17 protein-coding genes and 1 tRNA gene are annotated in these 16,182 nt (G+C 65.5%); 12 read left to right on the plus strand and 6 right to left on the minus strand.

Features of this window, described 5'->3' with window-relative positions; genetic code table 11:
* The first annotated feature begins 137 nt into the window (after positions 1-137).
* A complete protein-coding gene (locus tag ABIB95_RS41215; RefSeq protein ID WP_354248374.1) occupies positions 138-2,528 on the plus strand; it encodes a TonB-dependent receptor in 2,391 nt (796 codons plus the stop codon).
* Positions 2,529-2,611: 83 nt separating this feature from the next.
* On the opposite strand, the gene ABIB95_RS41220 is transcribed toward ABIB95_RS41215, so the two are convergent.
* The 4 genes from ABIB95_RS41220 to ABIB95_RS41235 form a co-directional block, all read right to left on the minus strand.
* Complete coding sequence (locus ABIB95_RS41220) at positions 2,612-2,812, minus strand: hypothetical protein (protein WP_014497279.1); 201 nt, start codon at positions 2,810-2,812, stop codon at positions 2,612-2,614.
* Positions 2,813-2,951: 139 nt separating this feature from the next.
* A complete protein-coding gene (locus tag ABIB95_RS41225; protein ID WP_028148257.1) occupies positions 2,952-3,371 on the minus strand; it encodes a hypothetical protein in 420 nt (139 codons plus the stop codon).
* A 140-nt stretch (positions 3,372-3,511) separates the two neighbouring features.
* Positions 3,512-4,705, minus strand: coding sequence for an MFS transporter (locus ABIB95_RS41230; protein WP_354248377.1), 1,194 nt, complete (start codon positions 4,703-4,705; stop codon positions 3,512-3,514).
* Positions 4,706-4,756: 51 nt separating this feature from the next.
* Complete coding sequence (locus tag ABIB95_RS41235; protein ID WP_502917925.1) at positions 4,757-5,377, minus strand: TetR/AcrR family transcriptional regulator; 621 nt, start codon at positions 5,375-5,377, stop codon at positions 4,757-4,759.
* 1,425 nt (positions 5,378-6,802) lie between these two features.
* Here ABIB95_RS41235 and ABIB95_RS41240 point away from each other — a divergent pair.
* The 3 genes from ABIB95_RS41240 to ABIB95_RS41250 all read left to right on the plus strand — a co-directional run bounded on the left by ABIB95_RS41240 (position 6,803) and on the right by ABIB95_RS41250 (position 7,947).
* Positions 6,803-6,982 (plus strand): hypothetical protein, encoded by a 180-nt coding sequence (locus ABIB95_RS41240; RefSeq protein ID WP_502917520.1) that lies wholly within the window; start codon positions 6,803-6,805, stop codon positions 6,980-6,982.
* A gap of 211 nt (positions 6,983-7,193) precedes the next feature.
* Complete coding sequence (locus tag ABIB95_RS41245) at positions 7,194-7,418, plus strand: hypothetical protein (protein WP_208073521.1); 225 nt, start codon at positions 7,194-7,196, stop codon at positions 7,416-7,418.
* A 202-nt stretch (positions 7,419-7,620) separates the two neighbouring features.
* Positions 7,621-7,947 carry a hypothetical protein gene (locus ABIB95_RS41250; RefSeq protein WP_063984990.1) on the plus strand — a complete coding sequence of 109 codons (327 nt, stop codon included), beginning with the start codon at positions 7,621-7,623 and terminating at the stop codon, positions 7,945-7,947.
* A 185-nt stretch (positions 7,948-8,132) separates the two neighbouring features.
* On the opposite strand, the gene ABIB95_RS41255 is transcribed toward ABIB95_RS41250, so the two are convergent.
* Positions 8,133-8,209: transfer RNA gene (locus ABIB95_RS41255), tRNA-Pro, on the minus strand.
* Between the two features lie 68 nt (positions 8,210-8,277).
* Between ABIB95_RS41255 and ABIB95_RS41260 the strand changes: the two genes are divergently transcribed.
* The 6 genes from ABIB95_RS41260 (at position 8,278) to ABIB95_RS41285 (ending at position 14,243) form a co-directional block, all read left to right on the plus strand.
* Positions 8,278-9,267, plus strand: a complete 990-nt coding sequence (locus ABIB95_RS41260) for an L-threonylcarbamoyladenylate synthase (RefSeq protein ID WP_354248382.1) — start codon at positions 8,278-8,280, stop codon at positions 9,265-9,267.
* 76 nt (positions 9,268-9,343) lie between these two features.
* Positions 9,344-10,771: an FAD-binding oxidoreductase gene (locus ABIB95_RS41265; protein ID WP_354248384.1), complete on the plus strand. Its 1,428-nt coding sequence runs from the start codon at positions 9,344-9,346 to the stop codon at positions 10,769-10,771.
* Entirely contained in the window at positions 10,768-11,208 is a 441-nt protein-coding gene (locus ABIB95_RS41270; RefSeq protein ID WP_354248386.1) for a GNAT family acetyltransferase, read from the plus strand. Before ABIB95_RS41265 ends, ABIB95_RS41270 begins: the two co-directional genes overlap by 4 nt.
* A gap of 13 nt (positions 11,209-11,221) precedes the next feature.
* A complete protein-coding gene (locus tag ABIB95_RS41275; protein WP_354248388.1) occupies positions 11,222-11,803 on the plus strand; it encodes an NUDIX hydrolase in 582 nt (193 codons plus the stop codon).
* A gap of 280 nt (positions 11,804-12,083) precedes the next feature.
* Positions 12,084-13,013 (plus strand): glycine reductase, encoded by a 930-nt coding sequence (locus ABIB95_RS41280; RefSeq protein WP_354248390.1) that lies wholly within the window; start codon positions 12,084-12,086, stop codon positions 13,011-13,013.
* A gap of 36 nt (positions 13,014-13,049) precedes the next feature.
* The gene (locus tag ABIB95_RS41285; RefSeq protein ID WP_354248392.1) at positions 13,050-14,243 is read left to right on the plus strand and encodes a CaiB/BaiF CoA transferase family protein; all 1,194 of its coding nucleotides are present in this window, start codon (positions 13,050-13,052) and stop codon (positions 14,241-14,243) included.
* Between the two features lie 108 nt (positions 14,244-14,351).
* Here the strand turns inward: ABIB95_RS41285 and ABIB95_RS41290 are convergent, their stop codons facing one another.
* On the minus strand, positions 14,352-15,116 hold the full coding sequence (locus tag ABIB95_RS41290) for an SOS response-associated peptidase (protein ID WP_354248394.1): 765 nt from the start codon (positions 15,114-15,116) through the stop codon (positions 14,352-14,354).
* 63 nt (positions 15,117-15,179) lie between these two features.
* On the opposite strand from ABIB95_RS41290, the gene ABIB95_RS41295 reads away from it, so the two are divergent.
* Both ABIB95_RS41295 and ABIB95_RS41300 read left to right on the plus strand, forming a co-directional pair.
* Positions 15,180-15,680, plus strand: coding sequence for a hypothetical protein (locus ABIB95_RS41295; protein WP_028152167.1), 501 nt, complete (start codon positions 15,180-15,182; stop codon positions 15,678-15,680).
* 30 nt (positions 15,681-15,710) lie between these two features.
* Positions 15,711-16,145 carry an NUDIX hydrolase gene (locus ABIB95_RS41300; protein ID WP_354248396.1) on the plus strand — a complete coding sequence of 145 codons (435 nt, stop codon included), beginning with the start codon at positions 15,711-15,713 and terminating at the stop codon, positions 16,143-16,145.
* Positions 16,146-16,182 lie beyond the last annotated feature (37 nt).

Here is a 16,182-nt window from a genome sequence, read left to right on the forward strand (position 1 = left end):
ATCATCCTGCGCGGAATGGCCGCACGGTCACTTTGTTCATGCACACAGTGACTTCGCGTGCACGGATGCTCCTTGCCCCGCATCCGGCCGTGCAATGGGGAATCCGGGCGAGTTTTGAAAGAGTCAGGGAGGGCGCGATGAGCCACATCGCCGCCGCGGGAGAGCTTTTGTCTGCCGCAAGCTACATGTCCAAGCGCAATTTTTCGGGTATCGGAGGCGTGTTGACCGCGCTGATGACGTCAGCTGCGTTCTTCGCAAGTCCGCAGGCCTTTGCGCAATCCACGCCCGCACAAGGCGTGACGATTCCATCCGTCACCGTGACCGCGCCGGAAGCACAGCGCCGTACCAATCCCGCTTCGGCCGTACGCCGGTCGAGCGGCACGCGGAGCCGCCGGACGCAAACGGCACGGCGGCCGGAGACGACCGCCGCGCCACAGCCCTTCATGCCATCGCAGGACGCGCGCACCGGCACCGTCGGCTATTTCGCCAACAGCACCTCCGTCGCCACCAAGTCGAACACGCCGATCGTCAACATCCCGCAATCGCTTTCCGTCATCACCCAGCAGCAGATCCGCGACCAGAGTTATCAGGGCTTGACCGATGTCACGCGCTACGTCCCGAGCGTCGCCGTCCACCAGGGCGAAGGCAATCGCGACGAGCTCGTCATCCGCGGCGTCGATTCCAGCGCCAACTTCTTCGTCAACGGCTTTCGTGACGACGTGCAATATTTCCGCGACCTGTACAACGCGCAAAGCATCGAGGTGCTGAAGGGCCCGAGCGCCCTGACCTTCGGCCGCGGCGCCGGCGGCGGCGTGCTCAACCGCACCCTCAAGGAGGCCGATGGCACCCGCATCTACCAGGCGACGGGGCAGACGGGCTCGTGGGGCGACCGGCGCGTCACGCTCGACGCGGGCCAAGCCGTCAACGACAACGTGGCAGCCCGGCTGAACGTGTTCTACGAGGGCAGCGATGCGTTCCGCGACTTCAACCATCTCGAACGCTACGGCATCAACCCGACCGTTACGCTGAAGCCCGACGACTTCACCAAGATCAAGCTGTCCTACGAATATTACCACGACGGCCGCACCGCCGATCGCGGCAATCCCTCGCAGGGCCTTCCCGGCGGCGTCACGCGCTTCAATCCGACGACGCCGTTCGCGCCGAACGGCAATCTCCAGACGTTCTTCGGCAGCCCCAGCCTCAATACCGCGCAAGCCACGGTGCAGACCGGCATGGCGATCATCGAGCACGACTTCCAGAACGGACTGTCGGTGCGCAACGGCACGATGGCGGCCGACTACCAGAAGTTCTACCAGAATGTCTATCCCACCGGCGGGCCGCTCGCCGGTGCCGTCAACGCAGCCGACACCGCGGTCAACCTTGGCGCCTATCAGCACACGACCAACCGCGACAACGTCTTCAACCAGACCGACTTCACCTACAAGGGCTGGACCGGCCCGATCGCGCACACGGTGGGCTTCGGCACCGAGTTCGGCCGCCAGACCGGTGTCGATATCCGCAACACCGGCGTCTTCCCGAACGGCACCAATACCATCGTGCAGAACCCGTTCGCGCCGACCTATTTCGGGCCGGTCAACTTCGTCCACCACTTCACCGGCACCAACACCGATGGCGTCACGACACCGGATTCGAACAGCAAATATGCGCTGAACGTCGAGTCCGGTTACCTGCGCGACACCATCGAGTTCTCGCGCGCGCTCCAGCTCATCGTGGGCACGCGGTTCGACCGCTTCGAGATGTCGGCGCTGGACATGAACACCAACCTCAACCGCAATCGCACCGACAATCTGGTCTCGCCGCAAGCGGCCGTGCTCCTCAAGCCTATGGAGACGATGTCGGTCTACACCGCCTACAGCATCTCCTATTTGCCAGCCTCCGGCGACCAGTTCTCCTCGCTCAACGACGGCACGCTGATCCTCCAGCCGCAGAAGTTCGAGAACACCGAAGTCGGCATGAAGTGGAACATCAATCCGAGGCTGCTGTTCTCGACCGCGATCTACAATCTTAACCGCACCAACCAGCCGATCGCCGACGGCAACAATCCCGGCTTCTTCCTGCCCTCCGGCAGCACGCTGACGCGCGGCTTCGAGGCGAGCCTCGTCGGCTACGTCACCGAGCAATGGCAGTCCACGCTCGGTTACGCCTATACCGATGCGAAGATCACCAGCGCGACATCGGCGACCGTGGTGCCGGGCAATCGCGTGCAGCTCGTGCCGTACAATCAGTTCGCCTGGTGGAACAAGTACCAGTTCACGCCGATGTGGGCGGCCGCGCTCGGCATCATCTATTTCGGCGATTCCTTTGCATCGTCGGATGACACGGTGAGATTACCGAGCTTCGTGCGCTTCGATGCCGGCGTCTACGCCACGATCGATGCCAACTGGCGGGCGCAGCTCACGGTCGAGAATATCTTCAACCGCGGCTATTGGGCGTCCGCCGACGGCAACAACAACATCTCGCCCGGCCAGGGCCGCACGGTGAGGGTTCAGGCGAGCTACCGGTTCTGACGGCTATGGCGCGAACGTCTGCGTCCCATCGCGTGTCGTTCACGCCGTTCGTCATCGATACGAATACCTGTGATGGTTAACGATCAGGCAGCGCGCTGGACGGCGGCGTAATCCGCGCGCGCGGCGAAATAGGCTTCCAGCTCCGACAGCGCCCGCGCTTCCCACTCGCTCGCCTGCTCCAGAAGCGACCAGCTCTGGCCCGGGCGGAATGCAGCGGTCTGGCGATAGAGCGATGCGATGCCGCGATAGCGGCGCACGTTCTCAAAGATGGCGTGACCGTTCATGTTCAAAAACTCCCTCGTCATTCCCGGGGGAGAAATTGCGGCCAAATCTTTTTCGAAAAGTTAGCGGCGCGCACCAAGCTCGCGGATGGTTGCCGGACTGTTGCGCCGGCGCAACGCGCCGCTTCCGCGCGAAGCGCATTTATTGCGAATTCGTTGCCGTGCTCTCGCCCGAGGGCTTCAGCCCGCCGCGGCTGATCATTGCCATCGTCTCGCGGCAGAGATCGGCAAGGCCGATCAAGAGCACCGCGAGCAGGCAGAACAGGTTGATGGAATCCGCGCCCGCGCTGGAGAGCGGCATGAACTGGAAGAACGGCGGGATGAACGCCCACCACACCAGCGGAACGGTGAGCAGCGCGGCGAACACCGCCGCCGGCGCGCCCGCGACGATCCCGAGCACGAACAGGCTGGGCAGGAACGCCGCGAAATAGAGCTTCGCGCCGAGCGCGACGCAGACGCCTTGAAGCGCGGCCGACACGGCGACGACGATGAATCCGAGCAGAAACGCCTGCCACGACCATGGCCGTACCCGCGGTACGCCAACCAGTCCCGCACGCCTCATCAGCCTCCCCCTGCCGCCCGTTAACCGGGCTCGCTTGCGACCAAAGTACTACAGCCGCAGGGAAACCGCGAGACGGAAATCGCACGGTGCTGGGCTGCGTATCCCGGGCTTGGTAAACGGCCGCGGGCACGATCGTACCGCTACTCTGTCGCCGCATAGAGCAGGCCCGCGACGGGCAGAGCAAGGCCAATGGCCGACGCCAGCGCCCAGCCGCCTTGCGCGAAGGCCCAGGCGCCGACCGCAGAGCCGGCAGCGCCGGCGGCGAAGAACGTCGCCATATAGAGGCCGTTGAGGCGGCTGCGGTGCTCATGCCCGAGCACGAAGATGGCGCGGAAGCCGAGCACGACGTTCCCCTGGACACCGATATCGATGGCGATCGCGGCCACGACCAGGCAGGCGAGATTCAGCATCGAGCCGGCCGCGCCGATATAGGTCACCAGGAAGCCGGCGGCCGCCAGCAGCGTGGCGACCAGCGTCGCGATGCGGCTATGGCCGCGATCGGCGAGCCGCCCCGCGATCGGGGCGGCGAACACGCCGGCCACGCCGGCGAGCGCGAACAGTGCGATGCCGCGCTGGGAGAAGCCGAATTCGCTGGCGAGCTGGAGTGGCGCCACCGTCCAGAACAGGGTGAAGGCGCCGAACAGGCTCGCCTGATAGAGCGCGCGGCGCCGGAGCAGCGGCGTGGTCCGGGCCAGATGCGGCATCGACAGCAGCAGCGTGCCGTAATGCATGCGCGCGACCGGCTTGCGCTTCGGCAGCGTCGTCCACAGTACCGCCGCGAGCACGATCATCAGCGCGGCGGAGACGAAGAACACCGCGTGCCATGACAGCGCTGCCGTGACGAAGCTCGACACCGGTCGCGCCAGCATGATGCCCAGCATCAATCCGGTCGAGACATTGCCGACGACGCGGCCGCGAATGGCTTCCGGCGCAAGGTGTGCCGCATAGGGAATGATGATCTGCACGGCGACCGAGCCGAGGCCGATGAACAGCGCGGCGATCAGGAACGGCAGCGCGTGGGTGGCGAACGCGGCGGCCAGCAGCGAAGCCGCGCCGAGCGTGATGACGGAGCAGATCAGCGCGCGGTTCTCGACGAGGTCGCCGAGCGGCACGATGAAGAGAAGCCCCACGCCGTAGCCGATCTGCGTCATGGTGACGATCAGCCCGGCCGCCGCATGCGAGAGGCCGAGCGCGGCGCTGATCGGGGCGATCAGCGGCTGGGCGTAGTAGATGTTGGCGGCGACCATGCCACAGGCCGCGGCAAGCACGAAGGTCAGTCGTTGCGACACCGCATCCGGCCCGGGTGCGGTCTCGATCGTGGCATTCATCGTCATTCCAACAGACTCCAGATATCGGGAATGATCATTCCCTAATAGGGCACAAATTCAGTCGAGCAGTTTCATCGCGACGCCGACCAGGCGCTCGCCGTCGAGCGGCAGGCGCGCCTTGCCGACGACGCGCATTCCCTGCGTGATGCAGATCATCAGCCGCGCGGTGTCGTCGATCGCAACATGGGCGGGAATCGAGCCATCGGCCTGGCCCTCGCGAATGAGGCCGGCGATGAAGGTCTCGTTGGTCTCGAGCTGGGCGTTGACGCGGGCGCGGACGTCCGGATCGAGCGCGGCGAGCTCGACCGCACCGCCGACCACGATGCAGCCGCGACGGCCCTCGATGCCCTGGGAGTGCTCGACATAGGACAGCAACATATGGCGCAGTCGCTCGCGACCGTTGGCGCCGCGCGCGGCCGCGCTGCGGGTCTGCTCCCGGCGCACGGTGGCATAGCGCTCGAAAGCGGCCAGGAACACGGCCTGCTTGTCGCGAAACGCCTTGTAGACGCTGCCGGTGGCAAGCCGCATGGCGGCGGTCAGGTCGCCGATCGAGGTGGCATGATAACCCCGCTCGCAAAATACGCGTACGGCGCGGTCGAGCGCAGTGTCCATGTCAAATTCCCGGGGGCGTCCGGGTGGACGGGCAGCAGGCTGGGGACGGCGCGCGGCTTTTTGCATTGCGGGATAATAGGGAATGATTGTTCCCGAATCAAGGCACGGAGCTGTGAATGGGGGTGGATGGAGGGCACGCTCTCTCCCCATCGTCATTGCGAGCGCAGCGACTTGTCCGCCGAAGCTTCAGCGAAGGCGGAAGCAATCCAGAATCCCTCCGCGGAAAGGCTCTGGATTGCTTCGCTGCGCTCGCAATGACGGAGCAAGGGGGCATCGGCGTCGTCCTCCAAATACCACTGTCATTCCCGGCGACCCGGCTACGCCAAGGGTTCGCCGGGGCTGAGGTCCAGGGCCGCCGAAGCTTTAGCGTAGGCGGCAAGCGGGGGAATCCAGTGCGCCGCGGCCTCTCGGCTCAATCACAGCCGTCTCTGGAATACTGGATCGCCCGGTCAAGCCGGGCGACGACAGCGAGTGCCTGGTCGCAGACACGTCTTCGCATCCTCGCGGCCCAATTCGCCCGAGCTTTGCTTTGACGTTCCACCCTCGAAGCCAAGAGGGCGCAGGGAAGGCCGGGTGCTGACCTCGCACCCGGGGTCCGCTGCGCGAAGATGGTGCGCAAGGAAACCGCACAGCAGCATACAGGTGGTGCCAATCACTCGGCCTTCCCTGCGCAGTGGTCGGACGGCTTATGCCGTGCTCTCCCGGGAGCCGAGTTCCTTCTGGCCTCCCTCGTCCTTGCGAAAGTCGCCGACGCCGCGCCGGTTGACGCGACTGCCGCATCCGCAAAGCACTTGACCGTAGCGACGACGGTCAGGACCACACGGTTTTGCCGTACGCACGGCCCGCCATGTCGCCGCAGTTTTTCCAGCCCTGTCGACGGAGCCGGAAACTTACAGACGAGACGAACCTGACAGCGCCGCTCATCCGGCACGAAGTTCTGGGCTCACGGAGAGCAATCCGCCCTGCCTTTAACCTCTCGCGCCCGACGCTGCCGCGTCCACCGCAAGCCCGGCTCGCGACACGTGACGACACAAGATCGCCCCTCTTGATGAGCCGGGATGGGCAACACATACGCCATTTCCGAATTTCGGTAAAGTGGAATATTTTGGCACGGGTAGGTTGACAGCAAAGCGAAACACCCGGGCATGCCACCGTCATTCCGGAGCGCGGCGAAGCGGCGGGCTATGATGCGCAATTGCGCATCTGAGATTCCATGTCGCAGCGCAACTGCGGCCCGATGGATTCCGGGCTCAATGCTGCGCATCGCCTCGGAATGACGAAGGGGAGAGTGTCACCCCTTCGGCCGCCCGGCAGGCCTTCGCCCTCAGCCGGCGCGCTGGCACTCTCCTTGCTGCTCGTCCGCCAATCCCTCAGACCCGCAGTGGGTCTGTTTCATAGTGAGGCGATCCTATGCAATCGACGTCCCGTTTCGAAGCGACCATCCCGACACAGCTCCACGTCCTGATCTCCGATCTGCGTTGGCGCACGCAAATGCTCGACGCCGACATTCAGGAGGAAGAGCGGAGGGCCGGAATCTCCGATCCAAACAATCTCGCCTACCCGATGCTCGCGCAGAACCTGAGAGCCCGGCGCGACAATCTCCAGGTGAGCATCGCGATCCTGGAAAGCCGCATCGAAAAGCGATCAACCGGGTGGCCGAGCGCCGCCTGACGCGGATCGTGCCGGGCCCGACCAGGCAACGCGACGGCATCTACAGAAGGGCGCGGGCGATGGGCGATAGCCCTGTCCGCGCCGGTCAACGCGCAGGAACCCGCGTTGCCCTTTTGCAACGGTTCCCCACCGTCTGAAGCCGGACAAAAGAAACTCCCATTCCAGCCACGAACCCCGCTCACAACGCCGTGAGACTAGCAGGGGAACTACGATGCGTGCACAGCGCGTTTGGAAAGTGAATGGGGCCGCCAGCATCGGGCAGCTCCAATCGAGACTGGATGACCTCAACAAGCGTCTCGGTCAGCTCGAAAGCCAGCATCCGGAGAGCTGGAGGCTCGAAGAACTGAGATCCGGCGCGCTCAGCCTGTCGCGCGAGATCGACGACATCCGCTGCGCCGAGGCGACGGCGGCCTTGAGCGAGCTCTTGCGGAAGTAGAGCGTCGGGCGATTCGAGCGACGCGCGAGGAACCAACCTTCCTCGCCGCCATTGCCATGCAGAGCATGGAGCAAAATCATGACCAGGCACCTGACGCGAGCCCATCTCGCGCGCGGGGTGGCCGGCGCGGTGTCCACGCTGGTCCTGTGCGCGACGGCGGCATTCACCATCGCGCACCACTTCGCGCTGTGAGGGATTTTGCATGACATCCGATCCCGAGGAGTCGGTGAGGCTGCAAGGTTTTGGTGAGATGACGTTGCGCACTGCTGTCGCGACGCTGATGGCGCTGGCGCCGCGCGAGCGATCCGACGCCGCCATCTTCCGTGTCCGCGACGACGTGCGTTTGGCCTCGAGCGAGATCGCCGAACTTGCCTCGGACTGGGGCATGACACCGATGGCTGAAGTCAGGTCTCCAAGCCTCGTCCCGGAGCAGCACTGGCCGGACATCGTTCGCGGCATGGTGCGCGAGGCGCCACTGCCGGCACTGATGGTGGCGTTCCTGGTGGGCGTGCTGGTGGCGCGGCGGTAGTCTACTGACCTACTGTCCAGCATCGGACCATCGGCCGGCGAATGTAGAGCCATGCCGCCGCGGCAGACGCCCCTGTCCGGCCAAATCGGCCGTGGACCCGCCCCGAAAATCGTTGCAAAAAGGCGCTCCCGAGGCGCTGGCGGCCGGTCCGCCAAGCCTCTGGAAAACGTCGACTTTTGGAAGAATGGTCGGAGTGGCAGGATTCGAACCTGCGACCCCTGCGTCCCGAACGCAGTGCTCTACCGGGCTGAGCCACACTCCGACAAGAAGGCGGCTTATAGCGTCGGGTTTGACGCACCGCAAGCGGCCGGCATGAGGAATTTTGTCCCTGTGAAAACGGGTCTTGAAACGCTGATTTTACCGGCCGGCCAGGCCGGCGCGGAAGCTGCCGCCCGGATTTTGGCCGCCGGCGGGCTGGTCGCGTTTCCGACCGAGACGGTCTACGGGCTCGGTGCGGACGCCGCCAATGCCACCGCGATCGCCCATCTTTACGCCGCCAAGGGGCGGCCGGCCTTCAATCCGCTGATCGCCCATGTCGCCGATCTCGCCGCCGCGCGCCGGATCGGCCGTTTCGACGCGCGTGCGTTGAGGCTTGCGGAAGCGTTCTGGCCGGGGCCGCTGACGCTGGTGGTGCCGAAGACGGTCGACTGTCCGGTGGCCGAGTTGGCCACCGCCGGGCTCGACACGGTCGCAATCCGCATTCCCGCCCATCCGGTGGCGGAGGCGATCCTGCACGCCTTCGGCGGGGCCGTGGTGGCGCCGTCGGCCAACATCTCCGGCCATGTCTCGCCGACACTGGCAGCCCATGTCGAAAGCGACCTTGCCGGGCGGATCGACCTGATCGTGGACGGCGGACCGGTCGCGGTCGGCGTCGAATCGACCATCGTCGGCTGTTTCGACGCCCCGATGCTGCTCCGCCCCGGCGGGCTGTCGCGCGAGCGGATCGAGGCCGTGCTCGGCGCGCCGCTGGCGCGGCCGCCTGCCGAGGCCGAGAGCGACGACAGCCAGCCGCTGGCGCCGGGCATGCTGGCCTCGCACTACGCGCCACGCGCCAGCGTGCGGCTCAATGCGCGCGATGTGGCAGCGGGTGAAGCGCTGCTGGCGTTCGGACCTGCCCGCCTGCCGGGCCTCGAGGCCGCCGCCGCCGTCATGAATTTGTCGCCCGCGGCTGATCTCGATGAAGCCGCCACCAATCTGTTCGGCTATCTTCGCGCCCTCGATGCGAAGAGCCCGCGAGCGATCGCGGTGATGGCGGTGCCGGAAGAAGGACTTGGCGAGGCCATCAACGACCGGCTGCGCCGGGCCGCGGTCGCCCGATAGCGCATGATCCGGAAAAGTGTGCAGCGGTTTTCATAAGATCATGCGCAAGAGATAAGAGCGAAGAAGAGACAAGAGCATGAACGTCAATAAATCTGCCACCCCGCCGCTTGCGCCCGAGCTGATCGAACAATTCCGCAAGATCGTCGGCGACCGCCATGCCATCACCGACGCGGCCGACATCGAGGCTTACGTCACCGAGGAGCGCAACCTGTTTCACGGCCGCTCGCCGCTGGTGCTGCGCCCGGGCTCGACGGCGGAAGTCTCTGACATCTGCAAGCTCGCCTCGGCGCACAGAATCGCGCTGGTCCCGCAGGGCGGCAACACCGGGCTCGTCGGCGGCCAGACGCCCCACAACGGCGAAGTGGTGGTGTCGCTGCGCCGGCTCGACAAGATCCGCGAGGTCGACACCGCGTCCAACACCATGACCTGCGAGGCCGGCGTCGTGCTCCAGGTCGCGCAGCAGAAGGCGGCCGACGTGGGCCGGCTGTTTCCGCTCTCGCTCGGCGCGGAAGGCAGCTGCACCATCGGCGGCAATCTCTCGACCAATGCCGGCGGCACCGCCGCGCTCGCCTATGGCGTCGCGCGCGAGATGGCGCTGGGGCTCGAGGTGGTGCTCGCCGACGGTCGCGTGCTCAACGTGTTGTCGAAGCTGAAGAAGGACAACACCGGCTACAATCTGCACAACCTCTTCATCGGCGCGGAAGGCACGCTTGGCATCATTACCGCGGCTACGCTCAAGCTGTTTCCGAAGCCGCGGGCGATCGAGACCGCGTTCGTCGGGCTGAAATCGCCGGCGGCGGCGCTGAAGCTGCTGACCATCGCGCAAGGCGAAGCCGCGAATGCGCTGACGAGTTTCGAGCTGCTGTCGGAGATGGCGGTCGACTTCTCGGTCCGCCACGGCATCGACGTGCGCGATCCGCTCGAAGCAAAACATCCCTGGTACGTGCTGATGGAATTGTCCTCCCCCGGCGACGATGCCCGCACGCCGCTGGAGACGATCCTGACGCGCGCCATGGAAGACGAGATCGTCGACGACGCCGTGATCGCGGCCAACCTCACCCAGCGCAACGGCTTCTGGAAGCTGCGCGAGGAGATGTCGTCGGCGCAGAAGCCGGAGGGCGGCTCGATCAAGCATGACATCTCCGTGCCGGTCGCCGCCGTGCCCGCCTTCATCGACGAAGCCAATGCCGCCGTCGTGAAACTGATCCCCGGCGCACGGCCGGTGCCGTTCGGCCATCTCGGCGACGGCAATCTGCACTACAACGTCAGCGAGCCCATCGGCGCCAACACCGCGGATTACCTGGCGCGCTGGCACGAGATGAATGCGGTCGTGTTCGAGATCGTGCTGCGCATGGGCGGCTCGATCTCGGCCGAGCACGGCATCGGCGTGCTCAAGCGCGACGAACTGCCGGAGGTGAAGGACAAGACCGCGATCGAGCTGATGCGGTCGATCAAGGCGATGCTCGATCCGCTCGGCATCATGAATCCGGGGAAGGTGCTGTGAGCGTCTCACTTACGATCGATGCGATCACCGACGCCGATGTCGAGCCCGTCGTCGCGCTGTGGCAGCGCTGCGGCCTGACGCGCCCTTGGAACGATCCGCATGCCGACATCGCGCTGGCGCGGCGGCGTGACAATTCGACGGTGCTGATCGGCCGCGACAGCGGCGCGATCGTCGCCACCGCCATGGTCGGCCATGACGGCCATCGCGGCTGGGTCTATTACGTCGCGGTCGATCCTGACATCCGCAAACGCGGCTATGGCCGCGTCATCATGGCCGCGGCCGAGGACTGGCTGCGCCAGGCCGGCATTTTGAAGCTGCAGCTGCTGGTCCGCCGCGAGAACGCGCAAGCCAATGCGTTCTACCAGTCGCTGGGTTTCGAGGAATCGACCTCGGTGATGTTCCAGAAGTGGCTCGACGGCCGCGCTTCCACAACGTAGCTGGAAAACAGCAATGACCATTTCCGACCGCGTCCGCCTCAAGGACGTCCGCGTGCTCTCGGACGGCTGGACCACGCTGAAGACCACGACGTTCGAGTACCGGCGCGCCAATGGCGAGTGGCAGACGCAGCACCGGGAAACCTATGAGCGCGACAACGCCGCCGCCGTGCTTCCGTATAATCGCGCACGGCGTACGGTGATCCTGGTACGCCAGTTCCGCCTGCCGGCCTTTATCCGCGGCTACGACGATCTCCTGATCGAAGCGGCCGCCGGCGTGCTGGACGATGCCTCCCCCGAGGTGCGTATCCGCGCCGAGGCCGAGGAGGAGACCGGCTATCGCCTGCACCACGTCCACAAGGTATTCGAGGCGTTCATGAGCCCCGGCGCCATCACCGAGAAGCTGCATTTCTTCGTCGCCGAGTACGAGCCGGAGATGCGGGTCAGCGACGGCGGCGGCCTTGAGCACGAAGGCGAGGACATCGAGGTGCTGGAGCTCTCGATCGACGAGGCCTTGGCGATGATCGCGGACGGCCGCATCATCGACGCCAAGGCGATCATGCTGCTGCAATACGCGGCGCTGCATATTTTCAGGTGAGTTACGCTTTCTTCCTTCTCCCCCTGTGGGAGAAGGTGGCGCGAAGCGCCGGATGAGGGGTACGCGTCCGCAAATTCAGAAAGAGCGGACTCGCGGAGAGATACCCCTCACCCGGCTCGCCGCTCCGCGGCGAGCCACCCTCTCCCACAAGGGGAGAGGGGAAGACAGCGCAATCGGCTCCACTAAGCCTGCAATTCTGCCCTGCGCCGCCCCGCCCCGGTTGAGCTACCCCAAAACTATCTCTAGTCTGGTCCCAACCAAGAACCAGGAGACGCGCCCCATGTCCGCTTCGCGCGACGACGAATTCGGCTTTGCGCCCGACTATGACTCTCCCGTCCCCTATATGCAGCGCACGCGCGATTATTACACCGCGATCGGCTACGCCACGCCGTATCGCTGGGCGCATTACACCCAGGCGCCGTTCCAGCCGCTGAAGAAACCGCTGTCGCAATCGCGCGTGACGATCATCACCACGGCCGCACCTTACGATCCCACCAAGGGCGATCAGGGGCCGGGCGCGGCGTACAATGGCGGCGCCAAATTCTACCAGGTCTATGACGGCGACACCTCGAAGCAGCACGATCTGCGCATCTCGCACATCGGCTACGACCGCAAGCACACCACGGCGACCGACAACGGCACCTGGTTTCCGCTGCCGCAGCTTTTGAAGGCCTCTGCCGCAGGCCGCATCGGCGAGGTGAGCCAGCGTTTCTTCGGCGCGCCGACCAATCGGAGCCATCGCGTCACGCTCGACACCGACGCGCCGGAAATCCTGGCGCGCTGCCTCGCTGACAAGGTCGATGTCGCCGTGCTGGTGCCGAACTGCCCGGTCTGCCACCAGACCACGGCGCTGGTGGCGCGGCATCTCGAGACCAACGGCATTCCGACCGTGGTGATGGGCTGTGCCAAGGACATCATCGAGCATACCGCCGTGCCGCGCTTTTTGTTCTCGGACTTCCCGCTCGGCAATTCGGCCGGCAAGCCGCACGACGTCGCCTCGCAGGCGCAGACGCTGGAGCTCGCGCTAACGCTGCTGGAAAGCGCGAGCGGTCCGCAGACCACGATGCAGTCGCCGTTGCGCTGGAGCGAGGACGCCTCCTGGAAGCTCGACTACAACAACGTCGCACAGCTCTCGCCTGAAGAGCTGGCGCGCCGCCGCGCCGAATTCGACAAGCAGAAGGAGATCGCGCGCGGCAACCGCGCCGCCTGACGTCCTCCGACAACAACAAACAAAGGGGAGAGCGACGTGACGCGACCGTTCGAGGGCGTGAAGATCCTGGACTTCACGCAGGTGCTGGCCGGCCCCTATGCGAGCTACCAGCTCGCGCTTCTGGGGGCAGACGTGATCAAGGTCGAGCGGCGCGAGGGCGAGGACATGCGCCGCACGCCGCTCAGCCGCGAATGGGCCGAGCGCGGACTCGCGCCGGCGTTCCAGGCCATCAACGGCAACAAGCGCAGCCTGACGCTCGATTTGCAAAAGCCCGATGCGATCGCGATCGTGAAGAAGCTCGTGACGCAAGTCGACGTCGTCATGGAGAACTTTCGCCCCGGCGTGATGGACAAGCTCGGGATTGGCTATGAGGCGCTCTCCGCGATCAATCCAAAACTGATCTATTGCGCCGTGTCCGGCTTCGGCCAGACCGGCCCGGACCGCCTGCGGCCCGGCTATGACGGCAAGATGCAGGCGCTGTCGGGCATCATGGCAATCACCGGCCACCCCGAGACGGGGCCGACGCGCGCGGGCTTTGCGGTGTGCGACGTGCTCTCGGGCGCCACGGCTGCCTTTGGCGTGTCGAGCGCGCTGTATCAGCGCGACCGCACCGGCAAGGGACAGCTCATTGATGTCTCGATGCTGGAGGCGACGATGGCGTTTCTCTCGGGGCAGATCGCGGACTGGTCGGTCGCCGGCCATCGCCAGCAGCTGTCGGGCAACCAAGCCGTCAGCCGCAGGACCACGGCGAACCTGTTCAGATGCGGCGACGGCCACATCCTGCTCGCCGTCAACAACGAGAAGCAGTATCGCGCGCTGATGAGCGCGCTCGGCCGCGAGGATACGCTGTCAGACCCGCGCTTCGCCGACTGGTTCGCGCGCAACGAGAACGAGAGCGCATTGCGCGCCATCATCGAGGCGGCGCTGGCGGCCAGGCCTGCGCGCGAGTGGGAGACAATCCTGGAAGATGCCGGCGCGCCCTGCGCCAGCATCTGGAAGGTCGAGGAGGTCATCGATCATCCGCAAATCAAGGCCCGCGGCGCGATCCAGGAGCTGGATACGCCCTACGGCCGCCTGCGCTTTGCCGGCAGCGGCTTCAAGCTCGGCCATGGCGGCGGCCGGCTGGACCGGATGGCGCCGGAATTGGGTGCGGATACGGATGCGGTGCTGGGCGAGCTGGGGTTCGATGCGGCGGAGATCGCGGCGCTCAGAGCCAAAGAGATCGTGTAGATTGCGTAGGGTGGGCAAAAGCGCAACGCGCCGTGCCCACCATCTATCCACTTGCTTGAAACACGATGGTGGGCACGCTTCGCTTTGCCCACCCTACGGCACCGCCGCCTAAAACAACGACCCCTGCCCGTCATCTGACGAGCTAGCAGCAACCTTCCGGGCCGCCTTCTTCGGTTTCGCCGCCTCAGCTTCCGCCTCCATCTCCTCCGCGCTGATCGGCAACACGAGCTGATCGTCGTCATTGGCGACGCGGTTGACGCGGGTGGAGACCGGGTGCCAGGCGAATTCACCGATGCGCGGGGTGGACATCAGCGGCAACACCGCGTCGACATCGTCGCCGCGGCTGTCGAGCCAGCGCTCGAAATCGCGCGGGCTGATGGTGACGGGCACGCGGTCGTGCAGGGCGGCGAGATCCTCGCCCGCCGCCGCCGTGACGATCGCGACGGTGTCGAGCTCCTCACCGTTCGGCCCGACCCAGGTCTCGAATACCGCAGCAAAGCCGAGCGGCTCGCCATCGGCGCGGTGGATGAAGAAGGGCTGCTTGCGGCCGCTCTCCGTCTTCCATTCATAATAGCCATCGGCCGGGATCAGGCCACGGCGCCTCCGAATCGCGTTCTTGAAGGCGGGCTTTTCCAGCACCGTCTCGGAGCGCGCGTTGATCAGGAGCGTAAATCCCTTGGGATCCTTGACCCAGCTCGGCAACAATCCCCAGCGCATCAAGCGGAAATGGCGCGCGCCGTTATCGAGCAGCACGACCGGAATCGGTTGTGTCGGCGCGACGTTGTACCGTGGCGGGAAATTCGGCTGCTCAATGTAGCCGAACAGTTGCCGCAAAGCCGCGGGGGCCGAAGTTATGACGAAGCGTCCACACATCCTTGGCTATCTATATAGGGTCCGTTCAGGTCGTTTTAACCCCGAACGCTAACACTGCGGCAGATGAGCTCAAAGGCCTCCCAACCCGCGCGGACGCATGTACAGACGGGCCCCGAGGCCGCCGCCTGGGCCGAGCGGCTGCGCGTGGCCAACATCAACCCGCGAACCGGGCTTGCCACCGACTATCTCAACCATTTCAATGAAGCCGTGATGCTGCTGGAAATGGTCCCGGACATGCCGGAATGCGCCGAAGATTTTTTGACCTGGTCGCCGCTGTCCTATGCCGAGCATTTCACGGCGTCGAATTTCAAGGCACGGGATCTGGCCATCGAAGCCTATGAGAAGGCCGATCCGAACGTGCGCGCCCAGTTCGACCACATCACTGATACCATGACCTCGATCCTGACAGCGGTCGGCTCGGCCATGCGCGAGGTCGAGAAGGACACGACCCGCGTCCGCCTCGCCGAGCAGGCCACGCTCTGGGTCAAGCCGCTGATCGCGGCCTGCGGCGGCATCATCAATGGCGGCGCGGAAGCCGACGTCGACACCATCATGGCGAATTGAGCCAAGGGCTGTTGAAGGGTTGTTGAAGATATGTCTGCGGTCATCCAGCCCACCCACCCCCAGATCGCGGTCAGCGCCGCCATCTTCCGCGACGGCAAGGTACTTCTGACCCGCCGCGCGCGCTCGCCCGCCAAGGGGTTCTATTCGCTGCCCGGCGGCCGGGTCGAGTTCGGCGAATCGCTGCACCAGGCGCTGGCGCGCGAGGTCGACGAGGAGACCGGGCTCGCCATCGAGATCATCGGCCTCGCCGGCTGGCGCGAGGTGCTGCCGGCCGCCCCCGGCGCCGGCCACTACCTGATCATGTCCTTTGCCGCCCGCTGGGTGGCCAAGGAGCCGGCTCTCAACGAGGAGCTCGACGATTACCGCTGGATCGCCCCCGACGCCCTGGCGAGCCTCGGCGACCTCAAGCTGACCGGGGGGCTGGAGGAGGTCATCCTGTCGGCCGCCCGGCTGATCGGGCCCTGACTGCCCCGTCTTGCGTCCTCCGCCCCGAGGGGGCATA

Source organism: Bradyrhizobium sp. LA2.1, assembly GCF_040547725.1.
GTDB classification, from domain to species: Bacteria; Pseudomonadota; Alphaproteobacteria; order Rhizobiales; family Xanthobacteraceae; genus Bradyrhizobium; species Bradyrhizobium barranii.

Excerpts from the sequence above, each read along its gene's own strand:
- ABIB95_RS41215 (WP_354248374.1), top strand. The coding sequence starts at position 138 with ATGAGCCACATCGCCGCCGCGGGAGAGCTTTTGTCTGCCGCAAGCTAC.
- ABIB95_RS41220 (WP_014497279.1), bottom strand. The coding sequence starts at position 2,812 with ATGAACGGTCACGCCATCTTTGAGAACGTGCGCCGCTATCGCGGCATC.
- ABIB95_RS41225 (WP_028148257.1), bottom strand. The coding sequence starts at position 3,371 with ATGAGGCGTGCGGGACTGGTTGGCGTACCGCGGGTACGGCCATGGTCG.
- ABIB95_RS41230 (WP_354248377.1), bottom strand. The coding sequence starts at position 4,705 with ATGACGATGAATGCCACGATCGAGACCGCACCCGGGCCGGATGCGGTG.
- ABIB95_RS41235 (WP_502917925.1), bottom strand. The coding sequence starts at position 5,377 with ATGCAAAAAGCCGCGCGCCGTCCCCAGCCTGCTGCCCGTCCACCCGGA.
- ABIB95_RS41240 (WP_502917520.1), top strand. The coding sequence starts at position 6,803 with ATGCTCGACGCCGACATTCAGGAGGAAGAGCGGAGGGCCGGAATCTCC.
- ABIB95_RS41245 (WP_208073521.1), top strand. The coding sequence starts at position 7,194 with ATGCGTGCACAGCGCGTTTGGAAAGTGAATGGGGCCGCCAGCATCGGG.
- ABIB95_RS41250 (WP_063984990.1), top strand. The coding sequence starts at position 7,621 with ATGACATCCGATCCCGAGGAGTCGGTGAGGCTGCAAGGTTTTGGTGAG.
- ABIB95_RS41265 (WP_354248384.1), top strand. The coding sequence starts at position 9,344 with ATGAACGTCAATAAATCTGCCACCCCGCCGCTTGCGCCCGAGCTGATC.
- ABIB95_RS41275 (WP_354248388.1), top strand. The coding sequence starts at position 11,222 with ATGACCATTTCCGACCGCGTCCGCCTCAAGGACGTCCGCGTGCTCTCG.
- ABIB95_RS41280 (WP_354248390.1), top strand. The coding sequence starts at position 12,084 with ATGTCCGCTTCGCGCGACGACGAATTCGGCTTTGCGCCCGACTATGAC.
- ABIB95_RS41290 (WP_354248394.1), bottom strand. The coding sequence starts at position 15,116 with ATGTGTGGACGCTTCGTCATAACTTCGGCCCCCGCGGCTTTGCGGCAA.
- ABIB95_RS41295 (WP_028152167.1), top strand. The coding sequence starts at position 15,180 with ATGAGCTCAAAGGCCTCCCAACCCGCGCGGACGCATGTACAGACGGGC.
- ABIB95_RS41300 (WP_354248396.1), top strand. The coding sequence starts at position 15,711 with ATGTCTGCGGTCATCCAGCCCACCCACCCCCAGATCGCGGTCAGCGCC.